Origin of the sequence: Marivita sp., assembly GCF_020055635.1 — a bacterium.
Taxonomy (GTDB): Bacteria; Pseudomonadota; Alphaproteobacteria; order Rhodobacterales; family Rhodobacteraceae; genus Marivita.
In genome coordinates this window covers 42,397-62,112 of sequence record NZ_JAIPUT010000008.1, presented here as the reverse complement: position 1 = coordinate 62,112, position 19,716 = coordinate 42,397, and the positions used below count along the sequence as shown (strand labels likewise).

Annotated in this window: 16 protein-coding genes; 11 read left to right on the top strand and 5 right to left on the bottom strand. The window is 62.4% G+C overall.

Annotation, left to right across the window (positions count from 1 at the left end):
- Positions 1 to 76 precede the first annotated feature (76 nt).
- Positions 77 to 2,032: an autotransporter domain-containing protein gene (locus LCF60_RS06245; protein ID WP_292290456.1), complete on the bottom strand. Its 1,956-nt coding sequence runs from the start codon at positions 2,030 to 2,032 to the stop codon at positions 77 to 79.
- A gap of 158 nt (positions 2,033 to 2,190) precedes the next feature.
- The gene (locus LCF60_RS06240) at positions 2,191 to 3,558 is read right to left on the bottom strand and encodes an aspartate aminotransferase family protein (protein WP_292290454.1); all 1,368 of its coding nucleotides are present in this window, start codon (positions 3,556 to 3,558) and stop codon (positions 2,191 to 2,193) included.
- A 122-nt stretch (positions 3,559 to 3,680) separates the two neighbouring features.
- Here LCF60_RS06240 and LCF60_RS06235 point away from each other — a divergent pair, with 122 nt between their 5' ends.
- From LCF60_RS06235 to LCF60_RS06195, 9 genes are all read left to right on the top strand, one after another.
- Entirely contained in the window at positions 3,681 to 4,358 is a 678-nt protein-coding gene (locus LCF60_RS06235; RefSeq protein WP_292290451.1) for a GntR family transcriptional regulator, read from the top strand.
- Positions 4,358 to 5,314, top strand: a complete 957-nt coding sequence (locus tag LCF60_RS06230) for a LysR family transcriptional regulator (RefSeq protein ID WP_292290450.1) — start codon at positions 4,358 to 4,360, stop codon at positions 5,312 to 5,314. The genes LCF60_RS06235 and LCF60_RS06230 overlap by 1 nt, the downstream gene beginning before the upstream one ends.
- A gap of 170 nt (positions 5,315 to 5,484) precedes the next feature.
- Positions 5,485 to 6,249 (top strand): class II aldolase/adducin family protein, encoded by a 765-nt coding sequence (locus tag LCF60_RS06225; protein ID WP_292290447.1) that lies wholly within the window; start codon positions 5,485 to 5,487, stop codon positions 6,247 to 6,249.
- Positions 6,250 to 6,291: 42 nt separating this feature from the next.
- On the top strand, positions 6,292 to 7,851 hold the full coding sequence (locus LCF60_RS06220) for an ABC transporter substrate-binding protein (RefSeq protein ID WP_292290445.1): 1,560 nt from the start codon (positions 6,292 to 6,294) through the stop codon (positions 7,849 to 7,851).
- Between the two features lie 80 nt (positions 7,852 to 7,931).
- Positions 7,932 to 8,903, top strand: coding sequence for an ABC transporter permease (locus LCF60_RS06215; RefSeq protein WP_292290443.1), 972 nt, complete (start codon positions 7,932 to 7,934; stop codon positions 8,901 to 8,903).
- Entirely contained in the window at positions 8,900 to 9,739 is an 840-nt protein-coding gene (locus LCF60_RS06210; protein ID WP_292290441.1) for an ABC transporter permease, read from the top strand. The genes LCF60_RS06215 and LCF60_RS06210 overlap by 4 nt, the downstream gene beginning before the upstream one ends.
- The gene (locus LCF60_RS06205) at positions 9,736 to 11,367 is read left to right on the top strand and encodes an ABC transporter ATP-binding protein (protein ID WP_292290439.1); all 1,632 of its coding nucleotides are present in this window, start codon (positions 9,736 to 9,738) and stop codon (positions 11,365 to 11,367) included. The genes LCF60_RS06210 and LCF60_RS06205 overlap by 4 nt, the downstream gene beginning before the upstream one ends.
- The gene (locus LCF60_RS06200) at positions 11,364 to 12,341 is read left to right on the top strand and encodes a glyoxylate/hydroxypyruvate reductase A (protein ID WP_292290437.1); all 978 of its coding nucleotides are present in this window, start codon (positions 11,364 to 11,366) and stop codon (positions 12,339 to 12,341) included. The genes LCF60_RS06205 and LCF60_RS06200 overlap by 4 nt, the downstream gene beginning before the upstream one ends.
- Positions 12,342 to 12,361: 20 nt before the next feature.
- Positions 12,362 to 13,387: a histone deacetylase family protein gene (locus LCF60_RS06195; protein WP_292290435.1), complete on the top strand. Its 1,026-nt coding sequence runs from the start codon at positions 12,362 to 12,364 to the stop codon at positions 13,385 to 13,387.
- A 2-nt stretch (positions 13,388 to 13,389) separates the two neighbouring features.
- Here the strand turns inward: LCF60_RS06195 and LCF60_RS06190 are convergent, their stop codons facing one another.
- The 3 genes from LCF60_RS06190 to LCF60_RS06180 form a co-directional block, all read right to left on the bottom strand.
- Positions 13,390 to 14,073: a GNAT family N-acetyltransferase gene (locus LCF60_RS06190; protein ID WP_292290434.1), complete on the bottom strand. Its 684-nt coding sequence runs from the start codon at positions 14,071 to 14,073 to the stop codon at positions 13,390 to 13,392.
- The gene (gene menC / locus LCF60_RS06185) at positions 14,070 to 15,185 is read right to left on the bottom strand and encodes an o-succinylbenzoate synthase (RefSeq protein WP_292290432.1); all 1,116 of its coding nucleotides are present in this window, start codon (positions 15,183 to 15,185) and stop codon (positions 14,070 to 14,072) included. The genes LCF60_RS06190 and menC overlap by 4 nt, the downstream gene beginning before the upstream one ends.
- Before the next feature lie 165 nt (positions 15,186 to 15,350).
- Complete coding sequence (locus LCF60_RS06180; RefSeq protein WP_292290549.1) at positions 15,351 to 16,517, bottom strand: nucleotidyltransferase family protein; 1,167 nt, start codon at positions 16,515 to 16,517, stop codon at positions 15,351 to 15,353.
- Between the two features lie 525 nt (positions 16,518 to 17,042).
- On the opposite strand from LCF60_RS06180, the gene LCF60_RS06175 reads away from it, so the two are divergent.
- Both LCF60_RS06175 and LCF60_RS06170 read left to right on the top strand, forming a co-directional pair.
- A complete protein-coding gene (locus tag LCF60_RS06175) occupies positions 17,043 to 17,315 on the top strand; it encodes a hypothetical protein (protein WP_292290430.1) in 273 nt (90 codons plus the stop codon).
- Positions 17,308 to 19,626: a right-handed parallel beta-helix repeat-containing protein gene (locus LCF60_RS06170; RefSeq protein ID WP_292290429.1), complete on the top strand. Its 2,319-nt coding sequence runs from the start codon at positions 17,308 to 17,310 to the stop codon at positions 19,624 to 19,626. The genes LCF60_RS06175 and LCF60_RS06170 overlap by 8 nt, the downstream gene beginning before the upstream one ends.
- Positions 19,627 to 19,716: the final 90 nt, after the last annotated feature.

Here is a 19,716-nt window from a genome sequence, read left to right as displayed (position 1 = left end):
GAAAAGGGCTGCGTGATCCGCAGCCCTTTTTTTGTTTCAATACTGTAACAATTGCCCGCGCTTTGCCGCGCCGGGCTCAGAACGTCATCTTGTAGGTCACGGCCCCCGTGAAGCCGCGTGATCCGTCCAGCCCGACAGAGCTTGATCCGGTCAGGCTCAGATAGGCGCCAGAGCCGAAATCCCGGATCACCGACCCCGAGACATACCCCCAGGTCTGATCCGGGCGCGGTGCCGAGACGTTGCCAAGCGTGTCCGCATTGGGCCCAAGCGACACCTCGAGAGGGTCGTCGTTGAAATCATGCTCGATCGAACCGCGCAGGTTGAAGGCCCAGCCATCCATGTTGGCGGGGGCAAAGATCGCCGACAGGCCGGCGGTGATCCGGCTGGATTCGTACTCGGTGTCGCCGAAGGACAGGCTGGCCGCGCCATCGGATTCGGTGAACCCGTCGATCGACACCTTTTCCCACGTGTAATGCGCAAACGGGTTGAGCCGCACCTGGTCGTTCAGCGCATAAAGCGCCCCGCCGCCGATCCGGGCAAAGCGGTAGTCGCCCTCGGTGTCGGCGGTGTAGCGTTCGGTCGCCGGACCGAGTGTGAAACTGCGGGTGATGTCGTCGACATTGATGCGGCCGCCGCCGAAGGCCGCGTTCACATAGTATTTGGGTGACAAGGCGATCTGGCCGAAGACGACGCCGATCATCAGGTCGGTGTCAAAGCTTCCCGCGTCATTGTCGAATTCGACCTCGCCGTAGTCGAGGCTGATCCCGGCGCCGATCGTTGCATTCGGGGCAACGGCTACGTCCGCACCGGCCTTGAGCACCTTGGTATTGCCCTCGAGCCCCGGTGTCACCTGCTGGGCGTCGCCTTCGAACCGGCCCACGTCAAGGCTCGCATAGACATCGACCTCGCCGACCTCGCGGCGCCGGGTATTTCCGTTTTCATCGGTGGTAAGCAGCACGGTCGGGTTCATCCGGTTCTCGATCGACAGCCCGTGCTGACGCAGCGCGGTCATGGTCGCTACCGAGATCGCGCCGGTCTGGGTGGCGGCCTGAAGCCCGGCAAAAGCCGCCTGACCGAAGATCTGATGTGCGGATGTGGTCGGGTGCACCCCGTCGGCAAACACGCGGTCCTCGCTGTCGGGGCTGGCGTTGATCCCCTGCACACAGCTGATGGCGCTGCCGGGACAGGCCGGGACGGTGGCGGCATTGGGCGCGGTAAAGCCATAGCGGACCGGGTCGTTCTGCACCGCGGTCAGCAGTTTGCCCGCGTCGACAACCACCGCCTTGTCGCCGATGGAGGCCAGCAACGTGGCGTTGAACGTGTCCGCGAGGCTTGTCTGAAACGCGGCACCCTGCGGCCCCAGCGACAGGCCGAACGGCGTCTCGCCGATATCGGGGATGGTGACGACGATCACCGACTCGGCCCCCGCCGCCTTGACACGGTCGACCAGCCCCACCAGTTCGGTGGCGGCCTGCGCCATGTTGGCCGCCGCGTCCTGTGGCCCGATCAGGCCATTGTCGACAGCCCCGGCCTGGGCGAAGACATCGTTTGCACCCCCCCAGAGGATCACCAGGTCGTTGTCTCCGAACGACGGGCGATCCGCGAGCAGCCGGTCCACCTGTTCGGAGAGCGGCCGGGTCGTGACACCCTGGGCGGGATTGAAGCCGATGCCGGTCGGATCGGTCACGCGGGAGCCGCCCTCGGCATAGATCGTGCCGCCCAGTTGCACCGCGTCCTGCCCGGCCAGCGGAACGGCGGAATAGACATTCGGGCCCAGGTCCAGGCCCAGCGATTGCCCCAGCACCTCACCATAGGTGAGCGACGATCCGTCCGGTGCGTTGGTCAGGAACTTGTAGTTGATGACCGGCAGAGCGCCCATGCCGGCGGCGATGATCGACTGCGAATAGGTGCCCGCATCGCTGAGCGAGTCGCCGATGATGTACAGATCGTCAAAGCGCAGTTCTTCGGCGGTCGCGGTCGCGGCCAGTCCGGTGAGCATCGTGCTCGCCAATGCGAGTCTGGTGAATGTCATCTTGTCCCTCCCCTTGAGCGGTTTTCACCGCGCATCTTCCTTGACGTACAGGAACGGTCGGGACCGCGCGCGAGTCAACGCATAATTGCATGGCGCACGCTGGAATGACGCAGGGTGACGCGCCGGGTTTGTTGCCCGGCGCGCCTGTGCCGAGCGGATCAGGCGGCCAGTTCTGCCGAGAATCCGTCGAGGCTCTGTTCGACCGCAGACAGGATCTCGGCGACCTGCGAAGCCTTGATGATCATGGGCGGGCAGAAGGCCATCGCGTCCATCATGTTGCGCGAGATCAGGCCGTTTTTCAGGAAATGCGCGTTGAGACCCGCACCCAGCTTGCCGGGGGCGAAGTCTTCGGCGCGGCCTTCGGGGGCGACGATTTCCAGCGCCGCGATCAGGCCGACGCCGCGTGCTTCGCCGACCATCGGGTGATCGACAAATTTTCGCAATCCCGTCTGCAATTCGGCCCCGCGTTCGGCGGCATTGGCCACCAGATCGCGCTCCTCGATGATCTTGAGATTTTCCAGCGCCACCGCCGCGCCCACCGGATGCGCGCCGCCGGTATAGCCGTGACCCAGCACGCCGATGCGCCCGGATTCGTCGGCGATGGGCGCATAGACCTCTTCGGTCATCATGAAGGCCGAAAACGGGAAGTAGGACGAGGTGATCTGTTTCGACATGGTCATGATGTCGGGTTTGATCTGGTAGGTGTCACAGCCAAACATGTTGCCGGTGCGGCCAAAGCCGCAGATGACCTCGTCGGCGATCAGCAGGATCTCGTACTTGCCCAGCACCTTCTGGATCTTCTCCCAATAGGTTGCGGGCGGCACGACGACACCGCCCGCGCCCATCACCGGTTCGGCGATGAAGGCGGCGATGGTGTCGGGCCCTTCGGCCTGGATCATCGCGTCCAGATCCTCGGCACAGCGGGTGGCGAACTGCTCTTCGCTCTCGCCCTCCTGGCCCTCGCGCCAGTAATGCGGGCAGGTGGTGTGCAGGATGCCGTCAAGCGGCAGGTCGAAGGATTTGTGGTTGTAGGGCAGCCCGGTCATCGACGCGGACGCGATGGTCACGCCATGATAACCGCGGATGCGCGAGATGACCTTTTTCTTTTCCGGCTTGCCAAGGCTGTTCGAGCGATACCAGAGCATCTTGAGGATCGTGTCATTCGCCTCGGACCCGGAATTGGTGAAGAACACCTTGCTCATCGGGACCGGCGCCATGCCGACCAGCTTTTCCGCCAGATCGATCGCCGGGCCGTGCGAGCGGTGGGCGAAATTGTGGTAATAAGGCAGCTTGCTCATCTGCCGGGTCGCGGCGTCGATCAGGCGCTGTTCGTTGAAGCCGACAGCCACGCTCCAGAGGCCGGACATGCCTTCGATATACTTGTTGCCCTGGTTGTCGAAGACATGCACGCCCTCGCCCCGATCCATGATCAGCGGGCCGTTCTGTTCGTGCACGCGGGCGTTGGTGTAGCCGTGGAAGTGATAGGCGATGTCGCGGGCTTCGTCTGAGTTCGGGCGCATGTCCATGGGGCAGCTCTTTCGCAAATGTCGGTGAATCTGCGCTCACTGCTAACGGGTCAGGGGGTGGCGTGGCAAGAGAATTTGATGCATCATACATCAAACCGCCCAGCACGGAGGCATTGCGCGACATGCAGATCATCGGACGGGCCCCCCTGGGCGAGCAGGTTTATGACCGGATCGCCAAGGCGCTGCTGACCGGGCAGATGCGCCCGAACGACCGGCTGACGATCCGCGGGCTGGCCGATCAGCTTGGGGTCAGCACGACACCGGTGCGCGACGCGGTCAAGCAGCTGACGCAGGAAAACGTGCTGGAACAGCGGTCGCCGAAACATGTGCGCGTGCCCGTGATGTCCGAGGCGACCTATCTCGAGATCCTCGAAATCCGGTTGTCCCTGGAAGGGCTTGCCGCCGAGCGCGCGGCGGAGCATGCGACCGAAGCGCAGATCCGCGATCTGCGGAGGCTGCTGGACCGCAATGACCGGGCGATCGAGAAACGCCGCTGGGCCGATGCGACCGAGGGCAACCAGGAATTTCACCTTGCCCTGAGCGACTTGGCGGGGATGCCGGTGCTCCAGAAGATCCTCAAGGGGTTGTGGCTTCAGATGGGGCCATTGGTGGCCTGTTACTATGACACCGAGCCCACCGGGCTGAACATCCAGCATTATGCCCTGCTTGACGCGATGACCCGGCGCGACGGCCCTGCTGCCCGGCGCGCCATCGAGGCGGATCTCGTGTCGGCCAGGCCGATGATGCTGGCGCAGATCGCGGAGTTGCGCAAACGGCTGGTCACCGAAGAGGCGGCGTGATGAACAAAGCGCTGCCACCTGACCTTGATGCCACGGGCAGATGCGACAACTGGGGCCTGTTGCGCAGTTTTTACCACGTCGCGTCGCAAGGCGGTGTGACCCGCGCGGCCAAGGCGCAGGGCGTGACGCAACCGTCGGTCAGCGCATCCCTGCAACGGTTGGAGAAATCGCTGGGACAGACCTTGGTGCAGCGCGGACAGCGCGAGTTTGAACTGACCGCCGCCGGGCAGGTTCTGTTTTCCGAAGTGGAAAAGATGTTCGAGGCGTCGTTGCGCGCCGAAGAAAAGCTCAGTGCGCTGCATTCGGGCCTTGTCGGCACGGTGAAGGTGCAGGTGGTGACCGGCGCACGCAGCGACCTCTTCGACGAGATCCTGCGCCTGATGCATCAGCGGCACCCGTCCGTGGTGCTGGACCTCCAGATCGCGTCAAGCCACACGATCCTGCACAATGTCGCCTCGGGGAGTGTGCCCTTCGGCGTGTGCCTGATGCAGCGGCCGTTGTCGCGGCTGGCCTGTCACCTGCTGCTGCGGGCGCGCTACGGCGTCTTCTGCGGCGCCGAGCATCCGCTGTTTGGCCGCAGCGACGTGACATTGGCCGAATTGCGCGACATGCCGTTCATCTCGTTTTCCTGTGATGCCGAGGGCCGCGCGCCGGAACCGATGATCGCGCTGCGCGACAGCACCGGGCTGGGCCGCAACATCAGCGGCACCAGCGGCGATTTCGCCGAGGTCTGCCGAATGATCACCGCGGGGCTGGGCATCGGGGTCCTGCCGATCCACGCGGTGGCCCGCGAAATGCGCGACGAGACCCTGTGGCAGCTTGACCTGCCCGGCCCCGATCTGCGCGCCGATCTCTATTTCGTGGCCGATCCGGCCCGGCATTTCACCCCCTCCGAGCAAACGTTTCTCGACATCGCGGACGAGGTGCTGGCAAGCCTGACGCCGCAAGAGACATAACCCAAAACACTACAAGACATAGCTTCAGGCTATTTTTCAGGCGCGCAAGTGCTTGTTACGCTGATCCGACCCGAGCGCAAACCGCCCTGCGCGGCCTTGCCGGGCGGCTTGGAAAATGACGTGTTTTCAAGACCTGCCACGCCGATCCGACCTGTTGGAGATGTCCGCACATGAAGCATGATTCAATCGACAGCGTGCCCACGGAGCGGCTTCACCTGGCTGCCGCCTATCGTCTTGTGGCGCATTTCGGGCTGGATGACAGCATCTTCACCCATATTTCCGCCCGAGCGCCCAAAGAAGAGGCAGAGCACGGGTTCCTGATCAATCCGTTCGGGTTGCGCTTTGACGAAGTGACCGCGTCGAACCTCGTGACGGTCGATCTGGATGGCAACATCATCCGCGATGAATATGGCGCGGGCATCAATGCCGCCGGGTTCACCATTCACAGCGCGGTCCATGCCGCCCGGCCCGAAATGAGCTGTGTCCTGCACACGCATACCGTGGCCGGGGTCGCGATTTCGTCGATGAAGGATGGCATCCTGCCGCTCAACCAATGGTCCTTGCAGTTCTACAACCGCGTGGCGGTTCACGACTATGAAGGCATCGCGCTTGATCTGGCGGAACGCGAACGGCTGGTGGCCGATCTGGGTGATGCCAAGGCGATGATCCTGCGCAACCACGGGCTTTTGACCTGCGGCGGCACCGTGGGCGAGGCGTTCGCGCTGATGTACAACCTCGAACGGACCTGCAAGGCGCAGCTGGCGCTGTTGTCATCCGGGGCCGATCTGAACCGGGTGTCCGAAGACCTTGCCGAATTCACGGCGCAGCAATACGAATCCATGACAAAGGACCGGGGCAACCCGGACAGGAAAGACCCCGAGTGGGAGGCGTATCTGCGCCTTGCGCTCAAGCATTATCCGGACCTGTCACAATAAGCCGGGCCGGGTGTTTCACCTCCATCAACAGGGAGACCACACATGAAGACATTTCAATACCTGACGACCGCCGCGGCCATTGCCATCGCGTCCTCGCTTGCAGCACAGGAGACCCCGAAATCGGGCGGCACGCTGAACGCGGTGATCCAGCCGGAACCGCCGGGCCTGATGCTGGGCCTGATCCAGAACGGCCCGACGCAGATGGTGGCGGGGCAGATCTATGAAAGCCTGCTGCGTTACGACAAGAACCTCGATCCGATGCCGTCGCTGGCGAAGGAATGGACCAAGTCGGAAGACGGCTTGACCTATACGTTCACGCTTCAGGATGACGTGGTCTGGCATGACGGCGAGCCGTTTACCTCGGAAGACGTGGTGTTCTCGGTCGATGAGTTCCTGCGCGAGACCCATGCCCGCCTGCGCGCAAGCCTCGTGCATGTCGAGAGCATCGAAGCACCCGACGACAAGACGGTTGTCTTTACCCTGAAACAGCCCTTCGGCCCGTTCCTTGGCATCTTCGAGGCAGGGACCATGCCGATGATCCCCAAGCATATCTACGAAGGCACCGATTACGCCAACAACCCGGCGAACAACACGCCCATCGGCACCGGCCCCTTCAAGTTCAACGAATGGGAGCGCGGTTCGTATATCCATCTGGTGAAGAACGAAGATTACTACATGGAGGGCAAGCCCTACCTGGATGAAATCTATTACCAGGTGATCCCGGACGCCGCATCGCGATCGGTTGCGTTCGAGACCGGTCAGGTCGATCTGCTTCCCGGCGGGTCGGTCGAGAACTTCGACATTCCGCGCCTGACGGCGATGGACAATGTCTGCTTCACCAATGACGGCTGGGAATTCTTCGGTCCGCATTCCTGGATGTGGATGAACATGCATGAAGGTCCGATGACCGACAAGAACCTGCGCAAGGCGGTGATGCACGCGATGGATCGCGAGTTCGCACGCGATGCGCTGTGGAACGGCAACGGCACCGTCGCCAAGGGCCCGGTCTCGTCGGTCACGCGCTTCCACGAGCCGGACACGCCGGACATTTCCTATGACCCGGAAAAGGCCAAAGAGTACCTCGCAGCCTCGGATTACGGTGGCGAAACGCTGCAAATCCTGCCCCTGCCCTACGGCGAAACCTGGCAGCGTTGGGCCGAAGCGGTCCGGCAGAACCTGTCGGAGGTCGGTATCGAATCCGAGTTGGTGGCAACGGACGTGGCGGGCTGGAACCAGAAGACCGGCGATTGGGATTTCGATCTCGCCTTCACCTATCTCTACCAGTACGGCGACCCGGCTTTGGGTGTGGCGCGAAGCTATATCTCGTCCAACATTGCCAAAGGCAGCCCGTGGAACAACGTGTCGGGCTATGTCAACGAAGAGGCCGACCGCCTGTTTGCCGAAGCCGCAATCCAGCCAGACGACGCTGCGCGTCAGGAGTTGTACACCGAGGTGCAGAACATCGTCGTCGATGACGTGCCGGTGGCCTGGATGCTCGAGCTTCAGTTCCCGACGATCTATCGCTGCGATCTGAAGAACCCGGTCAGCACCGCCATCGGCGTCAATGACGGTATGCGCGATGCGTGGCTTGACCGCGAGTAATCAAGGCTGATCCTTGCACCGCCGCGCCCAGAGATGTGGCGCGGCGGTGGCATTGACCGATTTAACCAAGGGACTCCATTGTGCTTGGCTTCATCGCGGCGCGGCTTGTGAAGGCCGTTTTCATATTGCTGGCGATCCTCGTGCTGAACTTCGTTCTGATCCATGCCGCCCCCGGCGATCCGGCAGCGGTGATGGCGGGCGAAGCCGGTGCGGCGGACGAGAAATTCCTGCAGGATCTGCGCGAACGGTTCGGGCTGGACCAGCCGTTCACGGTGCAATTGTGGAATTACATGAAGGGCGCCGTTCAGCTTGACCTGGGCTTTTCCTACCGCCAGCAGATGCCGGTGGCCGAGCTGATCTGGGACCGCCTTCCCGCAACGCTCTTGCTGACTGCGACCGCCTTTGTCATTTCCATCGTGATCGGTGTCGCCGCTGGCGTTCTGGCGGCACAGACGCAGGGCACGTGGTGGGATACGCTGATTTCGAGCCTCGCGCTTCTGTTCTACGCCACGCCGCTCTTCTGGGTGGCGCTGATGGCGTCGCTGCTGTTTTCGGTCTGGCTGGGCTGGCTTCCCGGATTCGGCTACCAGACCATCGGGGCCGACTATACCGGGCTGGCCCGCGTGCTGGATATCGGCAAGCACCTGATCCTGCCCGCAACGACGCTGGGCCTGTTCTTTACCGCCATCTACATGCGCATGACCCGCGCCTCGATGCTCGAGGTGTCGCGGCTGGATTTCGTCAAGACGGCGCGCGCCAAGGGGCTGCGCAATTCGGTCATTCAACGCCGCCATGTGCTGCGCAACGCGCTCTTGCCGGTGATCACGCTGGCCGGTTTGCAAGCGGGCCAGATCGTCGGCGGCGCGGTCCTGACCGAAACGGTCTTTGCATGGCCGGGCATCGGGCGGCTGATGTTCGAAGCGATCAGCCAGCGGGATTACAACGTCATCCTTGGCGTGTTCTTCATCTCGGCCGCGATGGTGCTTCTGTTCAACCTGATCACCGATATCCTGTACGGTATCGTCGATCCCCGCATCCGGTTGGCGCAATGAAGGCGTTCTGGTCCCGTTTCCGCCAAAACCGTGGCGCCGTCATTGGCCTTGTCATCATCGCCATCGTGATCGCCTGCGCCATCGCCGCCCCGTTCCTGTTTCCGCGCAGCCCGTGGTCGATGGTGCAGCGCCCGTTCCTGCCGCCGTTCGAGATGGACGGCCTGCCGCTGGGCACCGATGCTCTGGGGCGGGACGTGCTGTCGGGCCTGTTCCACGGCGCGCGCGTGTCGCTGCTGGTGGGGCTGGTGTCCACCGTCGTGGCGCTGGCCATCGGCATCCCGATCGGCGCGCTTGCGGGTTACTATGGCGGTCTGGTCGATGACGCGCTGATGCGCTTCACCGAGTTCTTCCAGACCATTCCGAGCTTTGCGCTGGCCATCGTTCTGCTGGCGATCTTCCAGCCGACGCTGAGTTACGTGATCCTTGCCATCGCGATTGTCTCCTGGCCCCCTGTCGCGCGTCTGGTGCGCGGCGAAGTGCTGTCGCTGCGCAATCGCGAATTTGTCGAGGCGGCCACGCTGTCGGGCCAAAGCAACCTGCGCATCATCCTGCGGCAGGTGCTGCCCAATGCCCTGCCCCCGATCATCGTTCTGGCCTCGCTGATGGTGGCGACGGCGATCCTGCTGGAAAGTTCGCTGTCCTTCCTCGGGCTTGGCGATCCCAACGTGATGTCCTGGGGCTACATGATCGGGGCCGCGCGGACCGTGCTGCGCAGCGCGTGGTGGCTCAGCTTCATTCCCGGTGTCGCGATCCTGCTGACGGTGCTGGCGTTGAACCTGATCGGTGAAGGGCTGAACGACGCGCTGAACCCCCGGCTCAGAAAGCGCACGTCATGAGCCTGCTTGCCATCGACACCCTGTCCATCGCCCTGCCGAAAGGTGCGGATCGCGAGCTGGCGGTCAAGGACGTGTCCTTCACCCTGGACAAGGGCGAGATCCTCTGCATCGTCGGCGAAAGCGGGTCGGGCAAATCCATGTCGGCCAATGCGCTGATGGGGCTCTTGCCCGAAGGGGTGACGCCCTCGGCAGGCAGTATCACCTTCGAAGGGCGCGACCTGCTGACACTGTCCGAGCCCGAGATGCTGGCCCTGCGCGGCAAGGACATCTCGATGATCTTCCAGGAACCGCTGAGCGCGCTGAACCCGCTGATGCGGATCGGCGACCAGATCGCCGAGGTGTTCGAGGCGCATGACCTGCTGACCCCGCCCGAGCGCCGCAAACGCGCGCTGGAACTGCTGCACGAGGTTGGCCTGCCGGACCCCGACACGACCATTCGCGCCTATCCGTTCCAGCTGTCCGGCGGTCAGCGGCAACGCGTGGTGATCGCCATGGCGCTGGCGCTGGAGCCGAAGCTCCTGATCGCGGACGAGCCGACAACGGCGCTCGACGTGACGACGCAGGCGCAGATCCTCGACCTGATCGAAGATCTGCGCAAGCGGCACGGGATGGCGGTTCTGTTCATCACCCATGATTTCGGCGTCGTGGCCGACATTGCCGACCGGGTGATCGTCATGCAGCACGGCGAGGTGGTCGAGGCCGGTGAGGCGGACAAAGTCCTGCTCGATCCGACACATTCCTATACCCGCGCGCTGCTGGATGCGATTCCCAAGCTGACGTTCCGCGACAGCGTCGAACAGACCGCGCAGCCGATCCTGAGCGTGCGTGATCTGGACATGACCTTCACCAGCCGCACCGGCGGGTTCTTCAAGAAACCCCGCGTGGTCAAGGCGGTTCAGAAGGCCACGTTCGACCTGTACCAGGGCGAAACCATCGGCATCGTGGGCGAAAGCGGGTCCGGCAAATCGACGCTGGGCCGGTGCCTTGTGCGGCTGCTTACCCCGCAGAACGGCGTGGTCAAGATCGGCGGGCAGGACATTTCCAAGATCACCGGCGACGCGCTGCGCCAACACCGCCGGCGCATCCAGATGGTGTTCCAGGATCCCTATTCGTCGCTCAATCCCCGGTCGCGGATCGGCACGATCTTGACCGAAGGGCTGATCGCCTATGGCACCGACAAGGCCAGCGCGCGGGACAAGGCGCGCGAATTGCTGAGCGTCGTGGGCCTTGATCCGTCGGCGATGGACCGGTTTCCGCATGAATTTTCCGGTGGGCAGCGGCAGCGCGTCGGGATCGCCCGTGCGCTTGCGCTCGACCCCGAGGTGATCATCGCGGATGAGGCGGTGTCGGCGCTGGACGTGTCAATTCAGGCGCAGGTGCTGGATCTGCTGGCCGACCTCAAGGACCGGCTGAACCTGTCGATGATCTTCATCACCCACGATCTGCGCGTGGCGGCACAGGTCTGCGACCGCATCATCGTCATGCAACGCGGCGAGATGGTGGAGTTCGGGCCCTCGGCGCAGGTGCTGGGCAATCCGCAGACCGCCTATACGCAATCGCTGCTGGACGCGATTCCGGGCAAGGCGCACGAAGCGGCCCTGGCCGCGCAGAAAGAGGCGCAGGCATGAGCAAATTGGCCGTCAAAGCCGAAGCGGACGTGATCGAAGGCGTCTACCTGTGTTCGGCACTGGACCTGCCTGATTTGTTCGGCGCGGCGGTCGAGGCCGCGCCGGGGCTCAAGCTTTACCGTCCCGAGGACGTGCCCGACCCGTCGCGCATCCGCTTTGCGCTGGTCTGGCGGCCCGCGCCCGATGCGTTCGAGGCGTATCCGAACATCGCACTGGTGCAGGTGATCGCCGCCGGTGTGGACGGCGTTCTGCGCAACCCGAGCCTGCCGGAACGGGCGGTGGTCACGCGAGTGCATGACGATGAACAGGCCGCGATCATGGCGGGGTTCGCGGCGTGGCACGTGGTCTGGCATCACCGGCGCATGGGCAATTACCTGGCCGCGCAAGAGGCCGGGACATGGGACCGGACGACGATCAAGACGCTGCGCCCGCCATCGCAGGTGACGGTCGGCGTATTGGGCTACGGGCTGATGGGACAGGCGATTGCCACAACCGTCGCGTCGATGGGCTTTGCCGTGCATGCTGCGACCCGCACCGGTGGCGACAGCGGTGACGGCATCACGCGCGTCGCGGGGCCTGACGCGGTGCAGCAGGTGGCGGCGCGGTCCGACATCCTGATCAACGTGCTACCGCTGACCGATGCGACACGGGACATTCTGAATGCGGATCTGTTTGCCCGCATGCCCGAGGGCGCGGTGCTGATCCAGTTGGGGCGCGGGCAGCATCTGGTCGAGGACGATTTGCTGGCGGCGCTGGACAGTGGTCGGATCGGCGGGGCATCGCTGGACGTGTTCCACACAGAACCCCTGCCCGGAGATCACCCGTTCTGGACCCATCCCAAGGTCATCGTCACGCCGCACGAAGCCAGTGTCACGTCGCCCAAGGCGGTCAGCGATACGCTGGTGCGGTCCGTGCAGGAGATCGAACGCGGCCAGCGCCCGACCGCCGCGGTGGACAAGACCACCGGCTATTGAGACCAACCAAGGAAGACCCGATGAAAGCCTTTTTCGACGAGCGCCAGCTGGGCCACAAACCCGAGGTCTACTATCGCGGCGGCGCGCCGATGCCGCATCCCGAACAGCCCGAACGCGCCATCCTGATCCGCGACATGCTGCTTGCGAACGGCTTTCCGGTCGAGGCTCCGGGCGATTTCGGGCTGGGTCCGGTCAAGGCTGTGCATGATCCCGACTATGTCGATTTCTTCGCCGATGCCTATGCGCGGTTCCTGGCCGAGGCCCCCGAAGGCGCGCTGGGAATCCCGACACGCCATCCCGGCACGCGGCGCGGGCGCTGTCCCAAGGACATCAACGGCGCGATGGGCTGGTGGATGACCGACACGTCGACGCCGTTGACGCCGGACACCTATGAGGCGATCTACTGGTCGGCGCAGACGGCGGTTTCGGCGGCCAAAGACGTGATGGACGGCGCGCGCGCCTCTTACGGGCTGAGCCGCCCGCCGGGGCACCATGCGATGACCGACTGCTCGAACGGGTTCTGTTTCTACAACAACGCCTGCATCGCAGCGCATCACATGCGCGGGCGCTGGGGCAAGGTGGCGCTTTTGGACGTGGATGTGCATACCGGCAATGGCAGCCTCGATATCTTCTATGACCGGGGCGACGTGTTCTTCTGTTCCCTGCATCCCGACCCGGCGGTCTATCCGACCTTCTACCTTGGTTATGCCGACGAGACCGGCGAAGGCGACGGGCTGGGCGCGACGCTCAACGCGGTGCTGAACATGGGCGATGGCGAGGCCGAGGTGATGGCGGCTCTGGACCGGGGCATCGCCGCGATCCAGAATTTCGGCGCCGAGGCGCTGGTGGTGTCGCTGGGGTTCGACATGGCGGCGGATGATCCGCTGGCGGCTGTCGATGTCTATCCTGAAGGCTTTGCCGAAATGGCCCGCCGCATCGCCGCGATGGGGTTGCCGACGGTGCTCATCCAGGAAGGCGGCTATCTCGGGCCGTCGCTGCGCACCAATGCCGAGGCGTTCCTGACCACGTTCCGGGACAGTCTCTAGAATCACCCCCGCGCCAGAAGATAGGCGGTCTGCGCGCGGTCGAAGCCCGCGATGTGCAGCCCGTCAGAGAAGGCCGATTCCAACGCGGCGCGGACGCGCAGGCGTTCGGATTGCGCTTTTCCCAGATCGTCCTGCACAAGCGCTGTGAAATCCGGCGGGATCGGCACCATGCGTTCGGCAGTCACATGGGGCTTGGCCGGGCGGGTCAGATCCCATTCGGCCAGCAAACGGTCCGAGGGCACACCGGCATTGATCCCCTCCATCGGGCCATAATAATCGCGGTAATAGGTGCAGGCGGTCGCCCCAAGCCGGTCGATGTTCAGCGCCGCATTGGCGCGACGGATCGGGTCATAGGTCCAGCGAACCCGTCTGATCCCGCGGGCAGCGCACCAGTCCTTCTGGTATAGCTTCATCCGCAGGCCAAGCCCCTGCCCCTGCCAGTCGGGATGCACCCCCAGGCGGTGCGAATGCTGAGCCTGCGGGTCGCTGGTCGGAAAGCCGAACAGGAAGGCCACCATCACATCGCCGACAAACGCCCCGGCAACCAATCCGCCCTCGTGCTGGATCGCCAGCAGCATGTCGGAATTGTCGGGTGGGTCGTCCCTGCCCCAGACCAGCCGCTGGAAGGATTCCGCGGCTTTCATCTCGGACAGCGAGGCAAGGTCGCGCAACACCGGGTCGGTCATGCTGACCAGACCTCAACCACCTCGGAGACCCGGTCGAGATATTCGTAGTCCAGGCTCACCCCGATGCCCGGCCCCGGTGGCACCGGCATCAGGCCATCTGTCGCCTCGAGCGGTTCGTTGACGATATCCCGGTCGAAATAGCGGCTGGCGCTGGAAGTATCGCCCGGTTTGGTGAAGTTCGGCATCGTCGCGAGGTGGATGTTGTGCGCCCGCCCGACCCCGCTTTCGAGCATGCCGCCGCACCAGACCGGCGCATCGAACGCGGCGCAGACATCGTGGATCCTGCGCGCCTCGGCAAAGCCGCCGACGCGGCCCACCTTGATGTTGATGACCCGCGTGGCCCCAAGTTCAAGCGCCACCCGCGCATCCCTGGCCGAGCGGATGCTCTCGTCGAGACAGATCGCGGTGCCGATCGCTTGCTGCAACTTTGCGTGGTCGAAGATGTCGTCGAAGGCCAGCGGTTGCTCGATATAATCAAGATCGAAAGCGTCCATCCTTCGGATCAGGGCCAGGTCCGACAGGGCGTAATCGGTATTTGCATCCACGGTCAGCCTGATGTCCGGAAAGCGGTCCCGGACGCCGGCCAGGAGCGCCAGGTCATGCCCCCGCGCGATCTTGAGCTTGACCCGCCGATAGCCCTGGGCCTGCGATGCACTGATCCGGTCGAGCGTCTGGTCAAGCGAGGCCATGCCAAGGCTGACGCCCACTTCGATGGCAGGACGCACGCCGCCCAGCAGGCGATGCAGCGGCTGGTCAAGCGATTTCGCCCAGAGATCCCAGACCGCCATCTCGACAACCGCCTTGGCCATCCGGTTGCCGCGCCAGGGGGCCAGCAGAGGGTCGATATCCGACGGGGACGCGATCCGTTGACCCACCAGCTTGGGCAGCACCGCGCCTCGCAACAGGTCCAGCGCCCCTGCGGTGGTTTCCTCAAGATAGTCGGGCAGCGGGTCCATCACCCCTTCCGCCACCGCTTCGAGCCCCTCGCCGCGCAGGATCAGTAGCGGGAATGTCTTGTGGGTCATCGTCCCGGTCGAGATGACGAAGGGCGTCAACAAGGGCAGATGCACCATCCGCAATTCCGCTGCTTCGATCATCACGCCGTCGGTCATATCTCCTTGGTAGGACAGAAGGCGCAGGGGGGCAATCCGTTCGCACTGGGCCGGGTAGGGTTGGGGAAATGGATACGCAGCCGCGGTGGTTCAGTGGTTCAGGCCCACCCGAGGACAGCGGCAGGGTGCCGACGGCGAAGAGGTTTCCGCCTGGACCGTGCCGCCCTAGCGCGGGCGTTTTCGTGTGCGCACGCGGGCTTGATAGAGAACGTCGACCAGTCGCGGGACGACATACACCCAGCGCAGGCCGCGCGGCAGCGGGAACCTGTCATATTGCTGCACCGTCGGTTTGAAGATGTGCAGCATCTGACGCCAACGGGCCCGACGGATCAGTTCCGGGTTCGCCTGCCAATCGAACATGAACTCGCCGCCGGTCATCTTGATGGCGATGCGTTTTTCCAGATCCAGTCGCCCCGGAAGATTGAGCAAGCACAGTTCGAGGAACTGCAACCCTCGCTTCGTTTCCGGTGTCCGGTCCCAGGAGGCCAGAGGCGACATCAACTGCTGCATTTCAAGGCTGGCCTCCACGGTTCCCCGCTGTCCGAGTTGATCGGCCAGGGACAGGACATCGGCGCGATCGAATGTCGGGGAATTGACCATCGCGTCGATATCGCTGAGCCAATGAAGATGCGACCAGGTGTGTCGCGCATGGTGATGACAGATGTAATTGAACAGCAAGGCCGGAGGCATGGTCAGGAATTTTCTTCCGCCGACGCTCATCGGAACAGCTTGGGCGAATACGTCCAGCCCACTGAAGATACCGGAATGCTTGTCGAGCTTTTCCTGAAGATCAATGGCCGCGCCGCCCGGGGAAATCAGGTTGGCGTCCCCACGATAGTAAAGTGCTGCCTCAAATTCGTCCTTGGTCTTCAGGGGCTTCCCAGAGCGCCTTGGTATGACGAATTCGTAGCCGAGGTCGATCGCTTTCATCGTCACAGCGCGTATCGAACCTGGCGGCAGCAAGATGTCGATGTCACGGCAGGGGCGGAGACCCAGATCGGGATAGAACTGCTGGGCAATATTGACGCCCTTGAAGAATATCCCATCAATCCCGAGCGGTTGAAGACATTTTTCGACGAATTCGGCCTGAGCCGAAATCAGCTGTATGTTTCGGATTGCCGATGCATTGGCCGCTTCGTTCAGCCGGGAAAGAACGTCTTCCGGAACGACCTCTGCCGGCATCTGACCGAGATGAAGGCGCATCATCGGCAGGCTGAAGTTTCGCGCCGCGGTCTCGAGCAAAGCGTCCCAGTCTTCGACCTGTCGCGCAAGGCTTGCCGCGGCAACGCGTTCCTCGGCGCTCAGGCTGACCTTGGCGAGCAGAATCTGCAAACGGACGTCACCGGAAGCCAAATGCGGATCGATCAATTTAACGGCTCCCCCAGAATTCGGGCAATCGGTCGCTGTCGGCTGAAATCACAAGCTGCGCGGCCGGACGGATCAGGAATGTCGCAACATACATTGAAGCCATTTTGCATTGCTACATCAGCCGCGCCTGTCTCGCCAGCATCGAATCGCAACTCTTCGTTTCCATTTTCGAAATAGTTAACAAGCGGTTGCTGAGCCGCCTGCCCGTCTAACCGCCGGTAAAGACTTTTACCTCACGCTTTGCTTCAAAGCCGACCCTTTGCGCAGGATGTGCGATGCAAGGACTATTTCAAAAATCGGGGCGACGGCTTCGACCGGAATTCGCCGCGTCGGAGAAGAGCCGAGGCGGAAGCGCGACCCCGTGTGCCTTTCCAATTCGCAGGTCTTCCGCAACGCGTTGCAGAACGCTGCCCGACAGATACCGACACGGCGTGAGCGATCACGGCGCGCCTGTGATCGCGTATCTTCCATTCAAACAGGAGCTTAGCCATGAGTGAGCGAAATATCCAAGGGAATGCAGATTCCTGGGTGGAATTGACGGAGAACGATGTCACCAGCCTCAGAGTCCAAAACCTGAGCAGCTATGATCTTTTCGTGAAACGCGGTACGATTGCCGCGCCGATGACAATAGACGGCAGTATCCGGCTGAAACCCTATGACATCTTTTTCGAGACGATCAGCGATCTGTGGCCTGGCGGCTCTGGCAGTCGCGTCTGGGGCTACAGCGAAACCCAAATACATGCCTCCGTCAGCCATGAATAAGATCGGACTCGGATTCAGGAGAATCGGCGCCGAGCAACGGCAAATAGCGGCATTCACGGTTGCGTCGGATTTCGATCGCACGCAATCCCGGATGACACTGCGCCTGACCGAGGCCAGCGCCTATCGGCCCGATGACCTGACGGTTTCGCAGCTTGTAATTGATGGCATTTCGATGCGCGAGCAGGTTCCGGCTTTGGACCTGACGAGCCCGGAACTGGCGGAGACGCCAAATCCGGGGCTGGTCTCGGGATCGAACCTGAACGTCTCGGATCTGGCGCAGCCATTGGAAATCGGCATCGCCTACCTGGTGTCTTACGAGATTACCGGGTCCGGCGGGAGCGACGATTTGCGGTTTGCAGCTGAGGACAGCCCGTTTGCACCGCAGTCGCTTCCCACAAATCTGGGCATTCACAACATCCTGGTTCGCGCCGAAAACGTGTCGTCGTCCAGCCTGATGCATCTTGATGGGTCAGTGACCTTCGGATTCGTCTCGTGCCGCAAGGCGCAATGGAATATCGACCTTCCGTCTTTCGCCGAGGGGCCGGAACTGGCGGAGACGACAGAGCCCGGTCGCGTTGCCGGCAGCGGGTCGATTGTATCGCGGGCCTTGGGCCCGCTTACGCCGGGGGCGCGCTATGTTCTGGCCTACAGCATCCTGCGAAACGACGGAACGACGGGGTTGTTCACGAACAATTCCGGCCCCTTCGCGTTCCAACAGCTGTCCTATGCCCCGGGCGTGCACAGTGTCGATCTGGTCGCGGCAGACAATGACACCAATGCATTCTTGAACGTGAATGGCGACCTGACATTCGGGTTCGTCTCTTTACGTCTTGCGAGCGAAGACGGAAATGTCGCGGTCAGCTGGGAAGTCTCGGACCAGGCTTTGCGACGTCAAGGGCAGCTTGATCTTGGCGGCTCGCGATCGATTCACGTATCGCCCGGCGGCAATGATTCGAGCGGCACCGGAGGGATTGCGTCGCCGTTCCGGACACCCACCGCGGCGCTTGCTGCCGCGCTTCCGGGAGACACGGTATACCTGCGCGCGGGGAGCTACGACCCGTTTATCGTCCAGACCTCCGGCTTGCCCGGAAAACCCATCACCATCACGACCCTGCCGGGTGAAGAACGCCAAGCGGTGATCCAGGGCGATCTCCAGAATCATGCGGTGTATGGCGGGACCGGGGCGAGATCGGGCATGGCCTGGCGGAGCGGCGTACGGATCGAGGCACAGAACCATATCCATATCCGCAATCTCACCATCCAGGACTGCTCGTATGAGGGCATTTACATACTGGGCCGTGAGCAAGGCACCAGCTATGGCCACCATGTCATTTCCGGCAACCTTATTCGACGCACGGGAAATCCCGGAATCATGGTCGTCGGCTTTCCACCCTGGATGGGGCGCAAGGAGTCGGAACCCATGCCCCGCACCAGAGATGTCGTCATCGAATACAATGACGTTTCAAGCACCAATATGCTGTCTGATTTCAATCAGAACCTGTCAAATGACGCGACCGGTCGGCCCGGTGGCGGCGTAAACGAGTGCATTACGGTTTCTTCCAGCTGTGGAGACATCATTACGCGCTACAATGACGTTCACGACAGCCGCCAATATGGCATCGACTACAAGGCAGGAGTGTCGGGTGGTGCGATCCATGGCAACCGCGTATGGAACATTGAACGCTATGGTATTTACCTGGATACCGGCCGAAACACGATCGAGAATATCGACATCTACAACAATCACGTGTGGGAATGTGCGATTGGAATCACGCTGGCGCGAGAATCCGACACGAGTGATCCGGATCCGGTGACGCTTGCGCAATCATTGATAAACATCAATGTTTACAACAATCTTCTTCGCGACATGCAGAAGTCCGGGATCTATTGCCAGGGGCATCCGGGAGACGGGCCGAACGGAGAGATCACGAATGTGAGCATAAGGTTCAACACGGTCTACAATTGCAACCAGCTGGGCTATGCCAATTCGGTTCGCCTGGACACCTGGGCCGATGATGATTGGCAGGCAAACGGAATTGTTCGAAATTTCGACTTTATCGGAAACATCATCTTCAAAAGTGATGGCGCTGCCGGTTACGTAAACGAGTTCAGGGGAAGAAACGCGTTCCTGATTGCGGATAACCTGGTGGATGTCGACCCGTTATTTCTGGATCCAGACGCCCAGGATTTCAGAGTGAGATCAGACTCTCCTGCCCGATCCGTATCGGCGGAGTTTGCAAATGGTATCTTCCGGTTTGATGCTGCTGGAAATTCAAGATCCGAACCTGTCGCTGCGGGAGCATTCTCGTAAACGTGGCCTTGGAAATCGAGAGTGACACCGACAGTCTTATTCGGTGTCATTCTTGTGATCACGTCTCACCAGGATTTTCACGTCAAATCA

Coding starts and splice junctions, on each gene's coding strand:
- LCF60_RS06245 (WP_292290456.1), bottom strand. CDS start 2,032: ATGACATTCACCAGACTCGCATTGGCGAGCACGATGCTCACCGGACTG.
- LCF60_RS06240 (WP_292290454.1), bottom strand. CDS start 3,558: ATGGACATGCGCCCGAACTCAGACGAAGCCCGCGACATCGCCTATCAC.
- LCF60_RS06235 (WP_292290451.1), top strand. CDS start 3,681: ATGCAGATCATCGGACGGGCCCCCCTGGGCGAGCAGGTTTATGACCGG.
- LCF60_RS06230 (WP_292290450.1), top strand. CDS start 4,358: ATGAACAAAGCGCTGCCACCTGACCTTGATGCCACGGGCAGATGCGAC.
- LCF60_RS06225 (WP_292290447.1), top strand. CDS start 5,485: ATGAAGCATGATTCAATCGACAGCGTGCCCACGGAGCGGCTTCACCTG.
- LCF60_RS06220 (WP_292290445.1), top strand. CDS start 6,292: ATGAAGACATTTCAATACCTGACGACCGCCGCGGCCATTGCCATCGCG.
- LCF60_RS06210 (WP_292290441.1), top strand. CDS start 8,900: ATGAAGGCGTTCTGGTCCCGTTTCCGCCAAAACCGTGGCGCCGTCATT.
- LCF60_RS06205 (WP_292290439.1), top strand. CDS start 9,736: ATGAGCCTGCTTGCCATCGACACCCTGTCCATCGCCCTGCCGAAAGGT.
- LCF60_RS06200 (WP_292290437.1), top strand. CDS start 11,364: ATGAGCAAATTGGCCGTCAAAGCCGAAGCGGACGTGATCGAAGGCGTC.
- LCF60_RS06195 (WP_292290435.1), top strand. CDS start 12,362: ATGAAAGCCTTTTTCGACGAGCGCCAGCTGGGCCACAAACCCGAGGTC.
- LCF60_RS06190 (WP_292290434.1), bottom strand. CDS start 14,073: ATGACCGACCCGGTGTTGCGCGACCTTGCCTCGCTGTCCGAGATGAAA.
- menC (WP_292290432.1), bottom strand. CDS start 15,185: ATGACCGACGGCGTGATGATCGAAGCAGCGGAATTGCGGATGGTGCAT.
- LCF60_RS06175 (WP_292290430.1), top strand. CDS start 17,043: ATGAGTGAGCGAAATATCCAAGGGAATGCAGATTCCTGGGTGGAATTG.
- LCF60_RS06170 (WP_292290429.1), top strand. CDS start 17,308: ATGAATAAGATCGGACTCGGATTCAGGAGAATCGGCGCCGAGCAACGG.